Origin of the sequence: Pseudomonas sp. URMO17WK12:I6, from assembly GCF_003253625.1 — a bacterium.
Lineage (GTDB): Bacteria > Pseudomonadota > Gammaproteobacteria > Pseudomonadales > Pseudomonadaceae > Aquipseudomonas.
On sequence record NZ_QKYZ01000005.1, the window covers coordinates 227,015 to 244,822 of the forward strand.

16 protein-coding genes are annotated in these 17,808 nt (G+C 59.1%); 9 read left to right on the forward strand and 7 right to left on the reverse strand.

What is annotated here, in order from left to right:
* Positions 1-62 precede the first annotated feature (62 nt).
* Positions 63-2,513: a glycogen/starch/alpha-glucan phosphorylase gene (locus F475_RS11495; RefSeq protein WP_111453933.1), complete on the reverse strand. Its 2,451-nt coding sequence runs from the start codon at positions 2,511-2,513 to the stop codon at positions 63-65.
* A gap of 259 nt (positions 2,514-2,772) precedes the next feature.
* Between F475_RS11495 and F475_RS11500 the strand changes: the two genes are divergently transcribed.
* A complete protein-coding gene (locus F475_RS11500; RefSeq protein ID WP_026286653.1) occupies positions 2,773-3,213 on the forward strand; it encodes a YkgJ family cysteine cluster protein in 441 nt (146 codons plus the stop codon).
* A 227-nt stretch (positions 3,214-3,440) separates the two neighbouring features.
* On the opposite strand, the gene typA is transcribed toward F475_RS11500, so the two are convergent.
* Positions 3,441-5,261 carry a translational GTPase TypA gene (typA, locus tag F475_RS11505; protein ID WP_008028025.1) on the reverse strand — a complete coding sequence of 607 codons (1,821 nt, stop codon included), beginning with the start codon at positions 5,259-5,261 and terminating at the stop codon, positions 3,441-3,443.
* Positions 5,262-5,400: 139 nt separating this feature from the next.
* Complete coding sequence (gene thiI / locus F475_RS11510) at positions 5,401-6,855, reverse strand: tRNA uracil 4-sulfurtransferase ThiI (RefSeq protein WP_026286654.1); 1,455 nt, start codon at positions 6,853-6,855, stop codon at positions 5,401-5,403.
* 328 nt (positions 6,856-7,183) lie between these two features.
* Between thiI and glnA the strand changes: the two genes are divergently transcribed.
* From glnA to ntrC, 6 genes are all read left to right on the forward strand, one after another.
* A complete protein-coding gene (gene glnA, locus F475_RS11520; protein WP_018929197.1) occupies positions 7,184-8,590 on the forward strand; it encodes a glutamate--ammonia ligase in 1,407 nt (468 codons plus the stop codon).
* Between the two features lie 134 nt (positions 8,591-8,724).
* On the forward strand, positions 8,725-9,273 hold the full coding sequence (locus F475_RS11525; RefSeq protein WP_111453935.1) for a chorismate mutase: 549 nt from the start codon (positions 8,725-8,727) through the stop codon (positions 9,271-9,273).
* A gap of 101 nt (positions 9,274-9,374) precedes the next feature.
* Positions 9,375-9,890 carry a DUF4124 domain-containing protein gene (locus tag F475_RS11530; RefSeq protein WP_018929199.1) on the forward strand — a complete coding sequence of 172 codons (516 nt, stop codon included), beginning with the start codon at positions 9,375-9,377 and terminating at the stop codon, positions 9,888-9,890.
* Entirely contained in the window at positions 9,887-10,507 is a 621-nt protein-coding gene (locus F475_RS11535) for a DUF4124 domain-containing protein (protein WP_111453936.1), read from the forward strand. Before F475_RS11530 ends, F475_RS11535 begins: the two co-directional genes overlap by 4 nt.
* A gap of 230 nt (positions 10,508-10,737) precedes the next feature.
* Positions 10,738-11,823 (forward strand): nitrogen regulation protein NR(II), encoded by a 1,086-nt coding sequence (gene glnL, locus F475_RS11540; RefSeq protein ID WP_018929201.1) that lies wholly within the window; start codon positions 10,738-10,740, stop codon positions 11,821-11,823.
* Entirely contained in the window at positions 11,820-13,256 is a 1,437-nt protein-coding gene (gene ntrC / locus F475_RS11545) for a nitrogen regulation protein NR(I) (RefSeq protein ID WP_018929202.1), read from the forward strand. Before glnL ends, ntrC begins: the two co-directional genes overlap by 4 nt.
* A gap of 599 nt (positions 13,257-13,855) precedes the next feature.
* Here the strand turns inward: ntrC and F475_RS11550 are convergent.
* Positions 13,856-14,296: a hypothetical protein gene (locus F475_RS11550; RefSeq protein ID WP_018929203.1), complete on the reverse strand. Its 441-nt coding sequence runs from the start codon at positions 14,294-14,296 to the stop codon at positions 13,856-13,858.
* Here F475_RS11550 and trmL point away from each other — a divergent pair.
* The gene (gene trmL, locus F475_RS11555) at positions 14,295-14,750 is read left to right on the forward strand and encodes a tRNA (uridine(34)/cytosine(34)/5-carboxymethylaminomethyluridine(34)-2'-O)-methyltransferase TrmL (protein ID WP_007939438.1); all 456 of its coding nucleotides are present in this window, start codon (positions 14,295-14,297) and stop codon (positions 14,748-14,750) included. The genes F475_RS11550 and trmL overlap by 2 nt on opposite strands.
* An 87-nt stretch (positions 14,751-14,837) precedes the next feature.
* On the opposite strand, the gene secB is transcribed toward trmL, so the two are convergent.
* The 3 genes from secB to F475_RS11570 are packed head-to-tail and all read right to left on the reverse strand — an operon-like array spanning position 14,838 to position 16,049.
* A complete protein-coding gene (gene secB, locus F475_RS11560) occupies positions 14,838-15,323 on the reverse strand; it encodes a protein-export chaperone SecB (protein WP_007939439.1) in 486 nt (161 codons plus the stop codon).
* Between the two features lie 56 nt (positions 15,324-15,379).
* Positions 15,380-15,634, reverse strand: coding sequence for a glutaredoxin 3 (gene grxC, locus F475_RS11565; RefSeq protein WP_018929204.1), 255 nt, complete (start codon positions 15,632-15,634; stop codon positions 15,380-15,382).
* Position 15,635: 1 nt separating this feature from the next.
* On the reverse strand, positions 15,636-16,049 hold the full coding sequence (locus tag F475_RS11570) for a rhodanese-like domain-containing protein (RefSeq protein ID WP_064615884.1): 414 nt from the start codon (positions 16,047-16,049) through the stop codon (positions 15,636-15,638).
* A gap of 153 nt (positions 16,050-16,202) precedes the next feature.
* Between F475_RS11570 and gpmI the strand changes: the two genes are divergently transcribed.
* Complete coding sequence (gene gpmI / locus F475_RS11575) at positions 16,203-17,732, forward strand: 2,3-bisphosphoglycerate-independent phosphoglycerate mutase (protein WP_111453937.1); 1,530 nt, start codon at positions 16,203-16,205, stop codon at positions 17,730-17,732.
* The last annotated feature ends 76 nt before the right edge of the window (positions 17,733-17,808 follow it).

A 17,808-nucleotide genomic window follows, 5' to 3' on the forward strand; every position in this document is an offset into this window, starting at 1 on the left:
GCGCTTAGTATATCGATCAGGCCCAACGGACGTTGGGCCTTGCGCACATTTGTTGCTAAAAATTACTCCAAAGCCTTCCAGATATCCGTTGCGTACTCGCGAATGGTCCGGTCGGACGAGAACCAGCCCATCCGCGCGGTGTTCAATACCGCCGAGCGCCACCACTCTTTCGAGTCGTGCCAGTGAGATTCGACCCGCATCTGCGCGTTCCAGTAAGAGTCGAAATCGGCGCAGACCAGGAAGCGGTCGTAGTCCACCAGCGAATCGATCAGCGCGGTATAACGGGACGGATCGTCTGGTGAGAACACCCCGCTGCGAATCGCTTGCAGCACGTCGTTGAGCCGATGGGAGGCGGCGATGTCCGGCGCGGCGTTGAATTCATGGTTACGCTTGCGCGCTTCCACTTGCTGGGCGCTGAGACCAAAAATAAACATGTGCTCGGCACCGATGCGCTCGCACATTTCCACGTTGGCCCCGTCCAGGGTACCGATGGTCAGCGCGCCGTTGAGGCCGAATTTCATGTTACTGGTGCCCGAGGCTTCGAAGCCGGCAGTGGAAATCTGCTCCGACAAGTCCGCCGCCGGAATGATGCTCTCGGCCAGGCTGACGTTGTAGTTGGGCAGGAACACCACTTTGAGCAAGCCGCGCACCGTCGGGTCGTTGTTGACCACCCGCGCAATGTCGTTGGTCAGCTTGATGATCAGCTTGGCCTGGTGATAACTGGCCGCCGCCTTGCCGGCGAAGATTTTCACCCGCGGCACCCAGTCGGTTTCCGGCTCGGCACGAATCGCCTGATACAGCGCAACGGTGTGCATCAGGTTAAGCAACTGACGCTTGTATTCGTGGATCCGCTTGACCTGCACATCGAACATCGCCGCCGGATTGACCGCGATCCCCAGCCGCTCATGAATCAGGTACGCCAGGGCTTTCTTGCTGTGCAGCCGCTGTTCGGCGAACTGCTTGCGAAATGCAGTCTTCTCGGCAAACGGCTCCAGCGCGAGCAAGCGCTCCTCGGGGTTGTCCAGCAGATTCGGGCCGAGGGCGTCGACCAGCATGGAGGTGAGTTCGGGGTTGGCCTGATAGAGCCAGCGGCGGAAGGTAATGCCATTGGTCTTGTTGTTGATCCGGTCCGGGTAAAGCTTGTGCAGCTCGGAGAACACCGTGCTGCGCATCAGCTGCGTGTGCAGGCCGGACACGCCATTGACGCTGTGGGAACCCAGGAATGCCAGGTTACCCATGCGCACGCGGCGACCGTTGTCTTCCTCGATCAGCGAAATCGCACGCAGCACGTCGAAATCGTGAACACCTTTGGCTCGCAACGAGTCGATGTGCTGGGCGTTGATCAAGTAAATGATCTGCATGTGCCGGGGCAGCATCCGTTCCATCAGACTGACCGGCCAGGTTTCCAGCGCTTCCGGCAACAGCGTGTGGTTGGTGTACGACAGCGTGTCGACCGTGATCTGCCACGCCGCATCCCACGCCACGTCATAGACGTCGACCAACTGACGCATCAGTTCGGCCACGGCGATCGAGGGGTGAGTGTCGTTGAGTTGGATGGCCGCGTGATCGCCCAGGGTCAGCACCGAGGTGTGCATGTTTCGATGGCGACGCAACAAGTCCTGCAAGGACGCGGAGACGAAGAAATATTCCTGGCGCAGGCGCAACTCCTGGCCGGCCTCGTTGCTGTCCGCCGGGTAAAGCACGCGGGAGATACTTTCTGCCCAGGCCACTTCCGCGACCGCGCCCAAGTGGTCGCCCGCGTTGAAGCGCTCCAGATGCAATTCTTCCATGGCCCGGGCGCGCCACAGCCGCAGGGTGTTGACGCTTGCACCACGCCAACCGACCACCGGGGTGTCGTAGGCGATGGCCCGCACGGTTTCCGACGGGGACCAGACTTGCCTGGACTTGCCGGCTTCATCGGTCACGGTTTCGACACTGCCGCCGAAACCGATCGGGTAGGCCACCTCTGGTCGTTCGAACTCCCACGGGTTGCCGAAGTCCAGCCAGTGTTCGGTCTGCTCCTGCTGCCAGCCGTCGACGATGGCCTGGCGGAACAAACCGTGTTCGTAACGAATGCCATAACCATGGCCGGCGATGCCGAGGGTCGACATGCTTTCCATAAAGCATGCCGCCAGACGCCCGAGGCCACCGTTGCCCAGTGCCGCATCGGGCTCCAGCAGACGGATGCGTTCGATGTCGACCCCCAGTTCGGTCATAGCCTCGCGGGCTACATCGAGCAAGCCGAGGTTGCTCAGGCTGTCGTAGAGCAAGCGACCGATAAGAAATTCAAGGGAAAGGTAATAAACGCGTTTCTGGCCTTTGCGGTAGATCTGCCGGGTGTGGTCCATCCAGTGCTCGACCATGTGATCACGCGCCGCCAGGGCAATGGCTTCGAACCAGTCATGGTCGAAGGCGTGATCCGGGTCTTTACCCACCGCGTAAGTGAGCTTGGTCAAGACGGCGTCGCGGAATGCGGCCACCTCTGCTTCGCGAACAAGTGGTTCTTGAGTCATCGATAAGACCTCGAGCGAGCGTGAAGTTGTCTGAGCCTAGTCGGTCTGACAGACCGTAGAGACTCTGGTTCGGCAGTTTTTCCTGTTAGTACGAGATAGATCGACATTACGTTGTCGTGGGCCAGAAACAATGCAGGGGCCGTGCCGGACACAGGACTATTTTGCGACAAGCAAAAAAAATCTGGCGAAAGGTTGTTCAAAAATCCACCAGTCCCGGTATGATCGCGCGCCCTGATGCACACGCTGGTAACAACCGATGATGAAGCCCAACCTGATCGCCGCCGCGGAAATCGATCGCCTCGATACCTGGGCCAAGTACTCTGCCCCAATGTGCGGCTCGTGCATGTCCAGCTGCTGCACGCTGCCGGTCGAGGTCAAGATCAAGGATCTGATCCGTATCGGCATCGTCGACGAATTCGAACTGGGCGATCCACCCAAGAACATCGCCAAGCGCTTGCAGAAGGAAGGGATTGTCGAGCGCTACAACCAGAAGTCCGAGATCTTCACCCTCCAGCGCATGAGCAACAACGATTGCCTGTACCTGGATCGTAAAAGCCGTTTGTGCACTATTTATGATAAGCGCCCGGACACCTGCCGCAACCACCCGAAGATCGGACCGCGGCCAGGGTATTGCGCGTACAAGCCTAAAGAAGTGGTGCGCGAGACCAGCAGCTCCAGCCGCACCCTCGAAAAGTTTTAAAGCCGCCTCGATCCCCGTAGCAGCTGTCGAGCCCCAGCGAGGCTGCGTTCGGCAGCGCAGCAGTCGCAGGCCTGAAAACACGATTTATATGATGCACCGCAGCGTTTGATTTCACGACTGCTGCGCAGTCGAACGCAGCCTCGCAGGCTCGGCAGCTGCTACAGCCAGACAAACAAAAACGCCCCCGGCCTTTCGACCGGGGGCGTTTTCATTCAGCCTGAGTTAACTCAGTTCTTGGCTTTCTTGGCAGCGCGGGTACGCTCGCCTTCGTCCAGGATCTTCTTACGCAGGCGGATCGACTTAGGTGTCACTTCGCACAGCTCGTCATCCTGGATGAATTCCAGGGCCTGTTCCAGAGTGAAGCGAACAGGTGGAACCAGGGCGATGGTTTCGTCTTTACCCGAAGCACGCATGTTGTCGAGCTTCTTGCCTTTGGTTGGGTTGACGCCCATGTCGTTGTCACGGCTGTTCAGACCAACGATCTGACCGTTGTAGATCTCTTGACCGTGTTCAACGAACAGCTTGCCACGCGCCTGCAGGGTTTCCAGGGAGTAGGTCAGCGCCTTGCCGGTTTCTACCGATACCAGAACACCGTTCTGACGACCGGACATGTCGCCGGACTTCATGGTGTCGTAGCGATCGAAGATCGAGGTCAGGATGCCAGCACCGTTGGTCAGGGTCAGGAACTGGTTACGGAAACCGATCAGACCGCGAGCAGGGATGTTGTACTCCAGACGAACACGGCCTTTGCCATCCGGCACCATGTTGGTCAGGTCGCCTTTACGCAGGCCCATCTCTTCCATGACCTTGCCCTGGGATTCTTCAGGGGTGTCGATGGTTACGTTTTCGAACGGTTCCTGCTTCACGCCGTCAACTTGACGGATGATCACTTCCGGACGACCAACGCCCATTTCGAAGCCTTCGCGACGCATGGTTTCGATCAGTACCGAGAGGTGCAACTCACCACGGCCGGAAACCTTGAACTTGTCAGCCGAGTCGCCTTCTTCAACGCGCAGTGCAACGTTGTACAGCAGCTCTTTATCCAGACGTTCCTTGATGTTACGGGAAGTCACGAACTTGCCTTCTTTACCGCAGAAAGGCGAGTCGTTTACCTGGAAGGTCATGGAAACGGTTGGCTCGTCAACGGTCAGAGGCTTCATCGCCTCGACGTTGTCCGGCTGGCACAGGGTGTCGGAGATGAACAGCGAGTCCATACCGCTCACGCACACGATGTCACCGGCAAACGCTTCTTCAACGTCGATACGGTGCAGGCCGTGGTGACCCATCAGCTTCAGGATACGACCGTTACGCTTCTTGCCGTCGGCGCCAATGGCCACGACTGGAGTGTTCGGCTTGACGCTACCACGAGCGATACGGCCAACACCGATAACACCCAGGAAGCTGTTGTAGTCCAGTGCCGAGATTTGCATCTGGAACGGGCCTTCACGGTCAACTTTAGGAGCCGGTACGTTGTCGACGATCGACTGGTACAACGGGGTCATGTCTTCAGCCATGTCGGTGTGGTCCAGACCGGCGATGCCGTTCAGGGCCGAGGCGTAGACGACTTTGAAGTCCAGCTGTTCTTCGGTAGCACCCAGGTTGTCGAACAGGTCGAAGATCTGGTCCAGAACCCAGTCCGGACGCGCGCCTGGACGGTCAACCTTGTTGATGCACACGATTGGACGCAGGCCGGCTTCGAACGCCTTCTTGGTCACGAAACGGGTTTGCGGCATAGGGCCGTCTTGAGCGTCAACCAGCAGCAGAACGGAGTCGACCATCGACATTACACGTTCAACTTCGCCGCCGAAGTCGGCGTGGCCCGGGGTGTCCACGATGTTGATGTGGTAGCCGTTCCAGTTGATGGCGGTGTTTTTCGCCAGAATGGTAATACCGCGCTCTTTCTCCTGGTCGTTGGAGTCCATCACGCGCTCGTCGTTGAGCTCGTTGCGCTCCAGGGTGCCGGATTGACGCAAGAGTTTGTCTACCAGGGTGGTTTTACCATGGTCAACGTGGGCAATGATGGCGATGTTGCGTAGATTTTCGATCACTTGTGTATCTCGATCAGAGGATTCGGTGTGCTGACAAGTCTTGGCAGCGATTAACAGTAGCGTCCGTACAAGCCGTTACAACTTGACGGTGGCATCGGGGGGCCGGTGACGCAGGCCACAGGCAAACAGCCCCGGGCACTTAGCTCGGTCGATAAACGCGCACATTGGCATGCCCCTCACTGAGCAAATGGTGGGCATGCAGGCGACTCATCACGCCTTTGTCGCAATACAGCAGGTACTGGCGAGTAGGGTCCAGTTCCTTGAAACGAGCGTTCAGTGCATAAAACGGCATCGTCTGTACCTCGATACCAGGAAGCTCCAGCGGGTCGTCTTCGGCGGCATCCGGGTGACGGATATCGATGATGATCTGGCCCGCCAGCGCTTCGCTGACTTCTTCAATCTGCAAGTCCTGGCCCAATTCGTCGATCACCCGATCGATCGGCACCAGTTTGGCGTTCTCGAGCGCGCGCTCAAGGACTGCCATGTCGAATTCTTTCTCTTCGTGCTCCACGCGGTAGCGCTTGGCCGCCGTCTTCGGATTGACCGAGATGACCCCGCAGTACTCCGGCATGTGCCGGGCGAAATCGGCGGTGCCGATCTCGTTGGCCGTGTCGATGATGTCCTGCTTGTGACTGGCGATCAGTGGACGCAAGACCAGCTTGTCGGTCACGCAGTCGATCACGGACAGGTTCGGCAACGTCTGGCTCGACACCTGGGAGATCGCCTCACCCGTGACCAGCGCTTCGATGTGCAGGCGATCGGCAATTCGGGAAGCAGCGCGCAACATCATACGCTTCAAAACTACACCCATATGACTGTTATCGACTTTCCCGAGAATTTCTCCCAGAACTTCCTCGAACGGCACACTGACAAATAACACGCGTTGGGAGCTGCCGTACTTCTTCCAGATGAAGTGCGCGACTTCCATCACGCCCAGCTCATGGGCTCGTCCGCCCAGATTGAAGAAGCAGAAATGGCTCATCAGCCCGCGGCGCATGATCTGGTAGGCCGCAACGGTGGAATCGAAGCCGCCGGACATCAGTACAAGCGTCTGTTCCAGGGCCCCGAGCGGATAACCGCCGATGCCGTTGTGCTGGCTGTGGATCACGAACAACCGTTGGTCGCGAACTTCGATACGGACTTCGATTTCGGGCTTTTTCAGGTCGATCCCGGCGGCACCACACTGACGGCGCAACTGGCTGCCGACATATTTCTCGATGTCTATCGAACTGAATGGGTGCTTGCCGGCGCGCTTGCAGCGCACCGAGAAAATCTTCCCGGCCAGCGCATCGCCGTAGTGCTGCTTGCACTTCTCGACGATGTCGTCGAAGTCGCCCAGCGGGTACTCGTCGATCTGCAAAAAGTGCGCGATGCCCGGCGTGCAAGTCAGGCGCTCGCCCATCTCTTTCAGGACCTTGGGGTCGCTGACGCGGGTTTCCAGCTCGAGATTGTCCCACACACCGTTCACCACCACGGCCGGGTCCAGGTCGCGGAGCACGGTACGGATGTTTTTGGCCAACTGGCGGATGAAACGCATCCGTACCGGGCGGCTCTTGATGGTGATCTCGGGGAAGACTTTTACGATTAGTTTCATGAAAACAGCGCGCGCAGGGCCAGCCGAAAAAGGGGGGCGCGGATTATAGCGGAAATTGCTCAAGGTTTAACCAGTTAATGTGCAGAAGGTTTTGCATGCACCAAAACGGGTCATTTATGGAAATCGACGCTACATTACAGGGCGATATTTTGCGCTTTATGGTGCGCCGCCCCCTTGGAAGCGTGATATTGGGGCAAAAAACCCATGATGAGGCACTGGCATGCAATTTGCTCCCTTGTGAGGCAGGTTGCCATGGCAGAGTATTCGCGCCGGCATCACCCACATTTAAGGGCATCCATTACTAGCCCTAAGCCACCCGGAGGACACTATGTCGAAGTCGGTTCAACTCATCAAAGATCATGACGTCAAGTGGATTGATCTGCGCTTCACGGACACCAAAGGCACTCAGCACCACGTGACCATGCCGGCTCGCGATGCGCTGGATGAAGCTTTCTTCGAAGAAGGCAAAATGTTCGACGGTTCCTCCATCGCTGGCTGGAAAGGCATCGAAGCTTCCGACATGATCCTGATGCCGGACGACACCACTGCCGTTCTCGACCCGTTCACCGAAGAGCCGACCCTGATCCTGGTTTGCGACGTGATCGAGCCTTCGACCATGCAAGGCTACGACCGTGACCCACGGGCGATCGCCAAGCGTGCCGAGGAATACCTGAAGTCGACCGGTATCGGCGACACCGTATTTGTGGGTCCAGAGCCTGAGTTCTTCATCTTCGACGAAGTGAAGTTCAAGTCCGACATCTCCGGCTCGATGTTCAAAATCTACTCCGAACAAGGTTCGTGGATGTCCGACCAGGACGTGGAAGGCGGCAACAAAGGCCACCGTCCAGGCGTCAAAGGCGGCTACTTCCCGGTTCCGCCGTTCGACCACGACCACGAAATCCGTACCTCCATGTGCAACGCCATGGAAGAAATGGGCCTGACCATCGAAGTTCACCACCACGAAGTGGCGACTGCCGGTCAGAACGAAATCGGCGTGAAGTTCAACACCCTGGTTGCCAAGGCTGACGAAGTTCAGACCCTGAAATACTGCGTACACAACGTAGCTGACGCATACGGCCGCACCGCGACCTTCATGCCTAAGCCGCTGTACGGCGACAACGGTTCGGGTATGCACGTTCACCTGTCCATCGCCAAAGATGGCAAGAACACCTTCGCTGGCGAAGGCTATGCCGGCCTGTCCGATACCGCCCTGTACTTCATCGGCGGCATCATCAAGCACGGTAAGGCTCTGAACGGCTTCACCAACCCGTCGACCAACTCCTACAAGCGTCTGGTCCCAGGCTTCGAAGCTCCAGTGATGCTGGCCTACTCGGCCCGCAACCGTTCCGCTTCGATCCGCATTCCTTACGTGTCCAGCCCTCGCGCTCGCCGTATCGAAGCCCGTTTCCCGGATCCAGCAGCTAACCCGTACCTGGGCTTCGCTGCACTGTTGATGGCTGGCCTGGACGGCATCCAGAACAAGATCCACCCTGGCGATGCAGCTGACAAAAACCTGTACGACCTGCCGCCTGAAGAGGCGAAAGAGATCCCACAAGTTTGCGGCAGCCTGAAAGAAGCCCTGGAAGAGCTGGACAAAGGTCGTGCGTTCCTGACCAAAGGCGGCGTTTTCAGCGACGACTTCATCGACGCTTACATCGCTCTGAAAAGCGAAGAAGAAATCAAGGTTCGTACCTTCGTACACCCACTGGAATATGAGCTGTACTACAGCTGCTGATCCGGTAGCGCTGCACTACGCAGCGTGACAAAAGAGAGGCCTCCTTCGGGAGGCCTTTTTTGTGGGCGAACGTCTGTCATCGAATGCCCGGTTGCGTGCATCATGGCCTTCACCCGATAAAGTCGAGATCCTCCATGCACCTACGCTCATCCCTTGCCTTGCTCACTGCCCTGCTGGCCAACAGCGCTTTCGCCAGCCCGGCACCTGCCGCCCTCGCCCCACTGCTTGGCACCATCGAGGAGCGCCTGGCGATTGCCGATCAAGTCGCGTTGAGCAAATGGGACAGCGGTAAACCCGTCGAGGACCGTCAGCGCGAGCGTGAGGTGATTGCCGGCGCCGTTGCCCTGGCACCTGCTTATAAATTGAGCAACGAAGCCGTCGAACAGTTCTTCTCGGCGCAGATCGAGGCCAACAAACTGGTGCAATACGCGCATTTGTCTGACTGGCATGCGCAAGGCAAGGCACCCGACGTTCCTCGCCCCGACCTCGTCGGGCAGATCCGCCCGCAACTTGATCAGTTACAAAAACGCCTGCTGCAACAACTGGCCGATTTCAGCCCTTATCGCAACGACCCGCAGTGCCCGTCCTGGCTGGCCAAGGCCAATAAAACCGGCACCCAAGTATCTCTGCGCGAGCTCGCCAAGGTACGCGCCAGCGCTGAGTTGTGCAGCGCCAGCCTCTGAGCCGGCCTGCCGACATGCGCTGATGTGCTCTATGCTCAGCGCTTAGTCGCCACGAACGGAACAGGGCCGGACACTTGCCCAACGGCCAATGGAAGCCTGCAATGCGCTCATTGTTGTTATGCCTGCTCGTACTGATCGCCCTGCCCGCCGCTGCGCAGATCTATAAGTACACCGACGCCAATGGCAACACCGCCTACAGCAATCAGCCGCCCGACGGCGTCAAAGCCCGGCCGGTCGAATTGCCACCGCTCAACAGCGTCGAGCGTCAGTCGCCCAGCGAACCCGTAGCACCGCCGCAAGCCAGTAGCCGTGACCAACCGCACAGCGCCTATCAGGTGCTGGAGCTGAGCGGCCTGCCCACCGAAGAAGCCTTGCGCGCCAACAACGGCACGTTCACCGTCAGCGTATTGATCAATCCACGCCTGCAAGGCACTCATCGATTGAGGCTATTACTGGACGGTCAACCCTACGGCCAGCCGAGCAACGTGCCGACCCTGCAACTGGTGAACATCGACCGTGGCGAACATAACCTTGCGGTTCAGGTGATCGACGGGCAAAACGTCGTGCAACAGAGCCCCACCGTGACGCTCACTGTGCAACGGGTGCATAAACCTTGAGGGCCTGGCTGTTGATCGCGTGCCTGGTCAGCCTGCCGGCGATGGCCGAGGTCTTCACATATATCGACGCTCAGGGTAATCGGGTCTTCACCGATCAGCCGGGCGCCCGCAACGCCAAACGTGTGCCGTTGGCGACAAGCAATCGAATGTCAGCCAACCCGAGTGGCGCAGCGCCCATGACCGCTGCGAAAACAAACCCGGCCAAACCATTGTTTCATTACGACATGCTTCGAGTGCTGGTGCCGGAACCGGATGCCACGATCCGTAGCAGTGCCGGTGAATTGATCGTCAGCGTTACCAGCGAACCCGCGCTGCAACAGGGTCATCGTTACCGTTTGCTGCTGGACGGCCAGCCCACCGCCGAGCCCGGCCCCAGCCCGGTGTTCGCCCTGAGCAATATCGACCGCGGCAGTCACAACCTGTCGGTGGAAATCCTCGACGAACAGGGCCGCACCGTCGAACGCACGGCCAATCAACCGTTCCATATGCTGCGCATTTCCCTGGCGCAGAAACGCCAGGTCAAACCCTGCACCCTCACCGACTACGGCCAACGGCCGGAATGCCCCCTTAAAGACAAGCCTGAAGAAGAAAAAAGCGCCTTCTTGCCCTTCTTCTAACCTCGTTCAGGTTTGCGCACTATATTGGTGCAAACATCTGCACCATACCCACATCTCAGCCCATTTTGGTTCGAAAGTACTCGAAAAAACTGGCAGAACGCCATGCAAACGAGCGTAAAACGCCCGTTTCAGGCTCTAAACGCTTCTTTTCGGAGCCTTGGTTTGGTTTTTGCATTTTCCTCATACCGGCGCGTTATTCATGCGCATGCCCTGCTCCAAAAGAGGTCCTGATGACCATTAGCGACGCACTACACCGCTTGCTACTCGACAACCTGACCACCGCCACCATCCTGCTCGACGCCGAACTGCGCCTCGAGTACATGAACCCGGCGGCGGAAATGCTCCTGGCCATCAGCGGCCAGCGTAGCCATGGGCAGTTCATCAGTGAGTTGTTCACCGAGTCCACCGAAGCGCTGAACTCCCTGCGCCAGGCAGTCGAGCAGGCACACCCGTTCACCAAGCGCGAAGCGATGCTCACCGCCCTCACCGGCCAGACCTTGACCGTCGACTACGCCGTGACGCCAATCCTGAGCAATGGCGACACGATGCTGCTGCTGGAGGTTCATCCTCGCGACCGCCTCCTGCGGATCACCAAGGAAGAGGCGCAACTGTCGAAGCAGGAAACCAGCAAAATGCTGGTGCGTGGCCTCGCCCACGAGATCAAGAACCCTCTCGGCGGCATTCGTGGCGCGGCTCAGTTGCTCGCCCGTGAGTTGCCGGAAGAAAGCCTGCGCGATTACACCAACGTCATCATTGAAGAGGCCGATCGCCTGCGCAATCTGGTGGATCGCATGCTCGGCTCCAACAAGCTACCGTCGCTGGCCATGTGCAACGTCCACGAAGTGCTGGAGCGTGTGTGTCAGTTGGTGGAGGCCGAAAGTCAGGGCTGCATCACTTTGGTGCGCGACTACGACCCAAGCATTCCAGATGTCTTGATTGATCGCGAACAGATGATTCAGGCAGTCCTGAACATCGTGCGCAACGCGATGCAGGCCATCAGCAGCCAGAACGAGCTGCGCCTTGGCCGCATCAGCTTGCGTACCCGCGCCATGCGCCAGTTCACCATCGGCCACGTGCGCCATCGCCTGGTGACCAAGATCGAGATCATCGACAACGGCCCGGGGATCCCCGCCGAGCTGCAGGAAACCATCTTCTTCCCCATGGTCAGCGGCCGCCCGGACGGTACCGGGCTGGGCCTGGCCATTACCCAGAACATCATCAGCCAGCACCAGGGCTTGATCGAATGTGACAGCCATCCAGGCCACACCACGTTCTCGATCTTTCTGCCACTGGAACAAGGAGCCACATCGACATGAGCCGTAGTGAAACCGTGTGGATCGTCGATGACGACCGTTCTATCCGTTGGGTCCTGGAAAAAGCCTTGCAACAGGAAGGCATGACCACGCAAAGCTTCGACAGCGCCGATGGCGTGATGAGCCGCCTGGCGCGCCAGCAGCCGGACGTGATCATCTCCGACATTCGCATGCCGGGTGCCAGCGGCCTGGACCTTCTGGCGCGGATTCGTGAACAACACCCACGGCTGCCAGTCATCATCATGACTGCCCACTCCGACCTGGACAGCGCTGTCGCGTCCTATCAGGGCGGCGCGTTCGAATACTTGCCCAAGCCGTTCGATGTCGACGAAGCCGTGTCGCTGGTCAAGCGCGCCAATCAACACGCACAGGAACAGCAAGGCCTGGAAGTCGTCCCGACGCTGACCCGCACCCCGGAAATCATCGGCGAGGCGCCGGCGATGCAGGAAGTGTTTCGCGCCATCGGGCGCTTGAGTCACTCCAACATCACCGTGCTGATCAACGGCGAATCCGGCACCGGTAAAGAGCTGGTGGCCCACGCCCTGCACCGTCACAGCCCACGGGCGGCCTCGCCGTTCATTGCGCTGAACATGGCGGCGATCCCCAAGGATCTGATGGAGTCCGAACTGTTCGGCCACGAAAAAGGCGCGTTCACCGGCGCAGCCAACCTGCGTCGCGGGCGCTTCGAACAGGCCGACGGCGGCACGCTGTTCCTCGATGAAATCGGCGACATGCCGGCTGACACCCAGACTCGTTTGCTGCGGGTACTGGCGGACGGCGAGTTTTACCGCGTCGGCGGTCATGTGCCGGTGAAGGTCGATGTACGCATCATCGCCGCGACTCACCAGAATCTGGAAACCCTGGTGCATGCCGGAAAATTCCGTGAGGACTTGTTCCACCGCCTCAACGTAATCCGCATCCACATTCCACGGCTGTCGGACCGTCGCGAAGACATCCCGACCCTGGCCAAGCACTTCCTCAGCCGCGCCGCGCAAGAACTGGCGGTGGAACCGAAACTGCTGAAAAGCGAAACCGAGGAATACCTGAAAAACCTGCCATGGCCAGGCAACGTGCGTCAGCTGGAGAACACCTGCCGCTGGATCACCGTAATGGCTTCAGGTCGCGAAGTGCACATCAGCGACCTGCCGCCGGAGCTGCTGAGCCTGCCGCAGGATTCAGCACCGGTAACCAATTGGGAGCAGGCGCTGCGCCAGTGGGCCGACCAGGCTTTGGCACGTGGCCAATCGAGCCTGCTCGACAGCGCCGTACCGGCCTTCGAGCGGATCATGATCGAAACCGCCCTCAAACACACCGCCGGCCGCCGCCGCGACGCCGCCGTGCTGCTGGGCTGGGGGCGTAATACCTTGACGCGCAAGATCAAGGAATTGGGGATGAAGGTAGACGGTGGGGATGATGATGAGGGGGATGAGGGTTAAGTAGCCCTTTAATCATCGCCGTTCTGTAGATCCATTCGCGGGCATGCGTCGCTCCCACGGGATTTTCACCCGTCCTGAGCGAGGCTTGCCCGCGATGCTTTTGGGGCCACCGTGCACCGCGGCAATGCACCGTGAACCGCAATTGCGCACAGCAACCCGTCCCAAATCCCGCGTTCATCTGCAGGAAAAACCATACCGCAAAAACACAAAAGCCCCGGAATACGGGGCTTCCAGCGCTACTCAGCGATTTTTCATTCCAGCATATTAAAAACTGGCACGTCCCCTGCAATAGTCCAATCAGTGGTTCGATTCACTACCCAGTTTCGGGGACCTTGGTACAGGCAGGCCGGGGATTCCCCTCTTTATACCGGGCTCATACCGCAACAGCGACGAGCCCACCCGTTTTGGGGTCCTTGGTACAGGCAGGCCGGGGATTCCCTCTTTACACCGGGCTCACGACACAAAGCGCGAGCCCTCCCGTTTCGGGAACCTTGGTACAGGCAGGCCGGGGATTCCCTCTTTACACCGGGCTCACGATGCAATGCGCGAGCCCTCCCGTTTTGGGAACCTTGGTACAGGCAGGCCGGGGATTCCCTCTTTTATTGCTCTCGGAGATGGATCTCCAGCCGCCAGCGGTCATCGACCTTGCTACCGGCCCAGTCGCCCTGCAGGGGCCGGGCCGCCACCACCGTCAGCAACAATCCCCCATCACTCAATCGCGTTCGCCAGTTCACGTCCTTGCCGTTGAGCTTAAGCTGACCTTTCTGTGCACGGCCTTCAGCCTCGAACAACAGCGCGACACTGCCGTCGACCAACTCGCCGTGGGTTTTGGGCTCGTTGTTGAACCAAACCACTAGTCCATCATTGGTCACCTCGACCTGCTGCAAAACGCTGGGGTCGGGCGCAGTCAGACGACCGATCATCAGACCCACCATCACCCCGACAATCGCCAGTGAACCCATCACCCGCAGGAATAGTTTCGAACGGGGATCGGCTTGCGGCGTAGAATGCTGCTCATCTTTACCTTCGGAGCCGTGCATGTTTCACGTCATCCTTTTCCAACCAGAAATTCCGCCGAATACCGGCAACGTTATCAGGCTGTGCGCCAACAGTGGCTGCCACCTGCATTTGATCGAACCGCTGGGCTTCGAGATGGACGACAAGCGCCTGCGCCGGGCGGGCCTCGATTACCATGAGTATGCCACCCTGCAACGCCACGCAGACCTCGCCAGCTGTCTGGAAAGCCTCGGCCACCCTCGGCTGTTCGCCTTTACCACCAAGGGTTCGCGACCGTTCCATGATGCCAGCTTCGCCGAGGGCGATGCCTTCCTGTTCGGCCCGGAAAGCCGCGGCTTGCCAGCCGAAGTGCTCGACGCTCTGCCCGGCGAACAACGCCTGCGCCTGCCCATGCGCGAAGGCTGCCGCAGCCTTAACCTGTCCAACACCGTGGCCATCGCGGTGTACGAGGCCTGGCGTCAGCTCGGGTTCAAGTAACCTCACGATCCGACTACAGGTTTCGTTTGCTCCATGAAAAAAGCGCCTTTGAAGGCGCTTTTTTCATGGAGCAAACAAAGCTTCTTTTTACTGGACGGTCGGAGTCTCGCCAGCCGCTTGCATGCGTTGCAGCTCTTGTGCGTACAGCGCGTCGAAGTTCACCGGGGCCAGCATCAGGGCCGGGAACGAACCGCGGGTCACCAGGCTGTCCAGGGTTTCGCGAGCGTACGGGAACAGGATGTTCGGGCAGAACGCGCCCAGGGTGTGGCTCATCGAAGCCGCGTCCAGGTTCTTGATCAGGAAGATCCCGGCTTGTTGCACTTCAGCGATGAACGCCACTTCTTCACCGTTTTTCACGGTGACCGACAGGGTCAGCACGACTTCGTGGAAGTCGCCTTCCAGCGCCTTCTGACGGGTGTTCAGATCCAGACCGACGCTCGGCTCCCACTGCTGGCGGAAGATTGCCGGGCTTTTCGGGGCTTCGAAGGACAAGTCACGTACGTAGATGCGCTGCAAGGAGAATTGCGGTGCGTTTTCTTCTTCGCTAGCTGCAGTGTTCTGTTGGTCAGTCATCTCAGATCCTTTCTGATCTCGGGTCTTATAGGGTTAGCTATTTCTAAGTAACGCAGTCAGGCCTTGAGCATGGCGTCGAGCTTGCCGGCGCGCTCCAGGGCAAACAAATCATCACAGCCGCCAACGTGGGTGTTGCCGATCCAGATCTGCGGCACGGACGTTCGCCCGGCCTTCTGAGCCATCGCGGCACGCACCTGCGGCTTGCCATCGACCTTGATCTCTTCGAAGGCCACGCCTTTGTTCTCGAGCAGGTACTTGGCTCGCGAGCAATAAGGGCAGTAATCGCTGGAATAGACGACGACGTTGTTCATATCACTTCACCAGCGGCAGATTATCGGCTTTCCAGCTGGAAATACCGCCAGACAGCTTGGCAGCGGTGAAACCGGCTTTCACCAGTTCACGGGCATGAGTACCGGCGGTCTGGCCCATGGCGTCGACCAGGATAATGGTCTTGGCCTTGTGCTTTTCCAGTTCGCCGACGCGAGTGGCCAGTTTGTCCTGAGGAATATTCAACGCGCCAACGATGTGACCGGCGGCGAAATCCTTGGTCGGACGAATGTCGACCACCACGCCTGCGTCCTTGTTGACCAGCCCGGTCAGTTCACCGGTGCTCAGGCTGCGGCCACCGCCTTGCATCTGATAGGCCAATAGCAGGGCCGCCAGTACAACGAAGATACCCACGAGAATGTAGTGGTTGGTGGCGAATTGAATCAGGTGATCAACCATCGAAGGAGGTTCCAGGGCGTTAAAATGTCGGCCAGTATACACAGCCACTATGGTGGGCCAAACCCCGTCCGGCGGTGACGTGGCCGGAACTTCGCTTTAAACTGCCACTCCCTTTTCCATCGCCCTCTTTTAATTCAGCCACGAGTGGAATCCATGACTACCACGCCTAAACCTTTGGTCCTGATTATTCTCGACGGCTTCGGTCACAGTGAGAGCCCTGAATCCAACGCCATCTATGCGGCGAAGAAGCCCGTACTGGACCGTCTGTGGGCCACCGTGTCGAACGGCCTGATCTCGGGCAGCGGCATGGACGTCGGCTTGCCGGACGGCCAGATGGGCAACTCCGAAGTCGGCCACATGAACCTCGGCGCCGGCCGGGTGGTGTATCAGGACTTCACTCGCGTGACCAAAGCGATCCGCGACGGCGAGTTCTTCGAGAACCCGACCATCTGCGCCGCGGTGGATAAAGCCGTCGCTGCCGGCAAAGCCGTGCACTTCATGGGTCTGCTGTCCGATGGCGGCGTTCACAGCCACCAGGACCACCTGATCGCCATGGCTGAGCTGGCCTTCAAGCGCGGCGCCGAAAAAATCTACCTGCACGCCTTCCTCGACGGCCGCGACACGCCGCCGAAAAGCGCCCAGTCGTCGATCGAATTGCTGGATGCAACCTTCGAAGCCCTCGGCAAAGGCCGGATCGCCAGCATCATTGGCCGTTATTACGCCATGGACCGTGACAACCGTTGGGATCGCGTGTCCCAGGCCTACAACCTGATCGTCGATGGCGCCAGCGAATTCAATGCCGCCACCGCCCAGGAAGGCCTGCAAGCCGCGTACGAACGTGGCGAGAGCGACGAATTCGTCAAAGCCACCAGCATCGGTGAGCCGGTGAAGGTCGAAGATGGCGACGCCGTGGTCTTCATGAACTTCCGCGCCGACCGTGCCCGCGAACTGACCCGCGTGTTCGTCGAAGACGATTTCAAGGAATTCGAACGTGCTCGCCAGCCAAAACTGGCCGGTTTCGTCATGCTGACCCAATACGCCGCCAGCATCCCCGCGCCGTCGGCTTTCGCTGCGGGTAGCCTGGAAAACGTACTGGGCGATTACCTGGCGAAAAACGGCAAGACACAGCTGCGCATCGCCGAAACCGAAAAGTATGCCCACGTGACCTTCTTCTTCTCCGGCGGTCGCGAAGAACCGTTCCCGGGCGAAGAACGCATCCTGATCCCGTCGCCGAAAGTCGCCACCTATGACTTGCAGCCCGAGATGAGTGCCCCGGAAGTCACCGATCGCATCGTCGATGCCATTGAAAACCAGCGTTACGACGTGATCGTGGTCAACTACGCCAACGGCGACATGGTCGGCCACAGCGGTGTATTCGAGGCGGCGGTGAAAGCTGTGGAATGCCTGGACACCTGCGTCGGCCGTATCGTCACGGCGCTGGAAAAAGTCGGCGGCGAAGCCCTGATTACCGCCGACCATGGCAATGTCGAGCAAATGTCCGACGCCTCCACCGGCCAGGCCCACACTGCCCACACCACCGAGCCGGTGCCGTTCATCTATGTCGGCAAGCGTGACTTGAAGGTTCGCGAAGGCGGGGTGCTGGCCGACGTGGCGCCGACCATGCTGAAGTTGCTGGGGCTTGAGAAGCCTGTGGAAATGACCGGGACTTCGATTCTGGTGTAATCCGCTTCTTCAAAAACACCGCCAAACCCTGTGGGAGCGGGCTTGCCCGCGATAGCGATCTGACAGCCAACCGCTA

What these genes read in the sequence shown, in the direction of transcription:
- F475_RS11495 (WP_111453933.1), bottom strand. Translation starts at nt 2,513, where the DNA reads ATGACTCAAGAACCACTTGTTCGCGAAGCAGAGGTGGCCGCATTCCGC.
- F475_RS11500 (WP_026286653.1), top strand. Translation starts at nt 2,773, where the DNA reads ATGAAGCCCAACCTGATCGCCGCCGCGGAAATCGATCGCCTCGATACC.
- thiI (WP_026286654.1), bottom strand. Translation starts at nt 6,855, where the DNA reads ATGAAACTAATCGTAAAAGTCTTCCCCGAGATCACCATCAAGAGCCGC.
- glnA (WP_018929197.1), top strand. Translation starts at nt 7,184, where the DNA reads ATGTCGAAGTCGGTTCAACTCATCAAAGATCATGACGTCAAGTGGATT.
- F475_RS11525 (WP_111453935.1), top strand. Translation starts at nt 8,725, where the DNA reads ATGCACCTACGCTCATCCCTTGCCTTGCTCACTGCCCTGCTGGCCAAC.
- F475_RS11530 (WP_018929199.1), top strand. Translation starts at nt 9,375, where the DNA reads ATGCGCTCATTGTTGTTATGCCTGCTCGTACTGATCGCCCTGCCCGCC.
- glnL (WP_018929201.1), top strand. Translation starts at nt 10,738, where the DNA reads ATGACCATTAGCGACGCACTACACCGCTTGCTACTCGACAACCTGACC.
- ntrC (WP_018929202.1), top strand. Translation starts at nt 11,820, where the DNA reads ATGAGCCGTAGTGAAACCGTGTGGATCGTCGATGACGACCGTTCTATC.
- trmL (WP_007939438.1), top strand. Translation starts at nt 14,295, where the DNA reads ATGTTTCACGTCATCCTTTTCCAACCAGAAATTCCGCCGAATACCGGC.
- F475_RS11550 (WP_018929203.1), bottom strand. Translation starts at nt 14,296, where the DNA reads ATGCACGGCTCCGAAGGTAAAGATGAGCAGCATTCTACGCCGCAAGCC.
- secB (WP_007939439.1), bottom strand. Translation starts at nt 15,323, where the DNA reads ATGACTGACCAACAGAACACTGCAGCTAGCGAAGAAGAAAACGCACCG.
- grxC (WP_018929204.1), bottom strand. Translation starts at nt 15,634, where the DNA reads ATGAACAACGTCGTCGTCTATTCCAGCGATTACTGCCCTTATTGCTCG.
- F475_RS11570 (WP_064615884.1), bottom strand. Translation starts at nt 16,049, where the DNA reads ATGGTTGATCACCTGATTCAATTCGCCACCAACCACTACATTCTCGTG.
- gpmI (WP_111453937.1), top strand. Translation starts at nt 16,203, where the DNA reads ATGACTACCACGCCTAAACCTTTGGTCCTGATTATTCTCGACGGCTTC.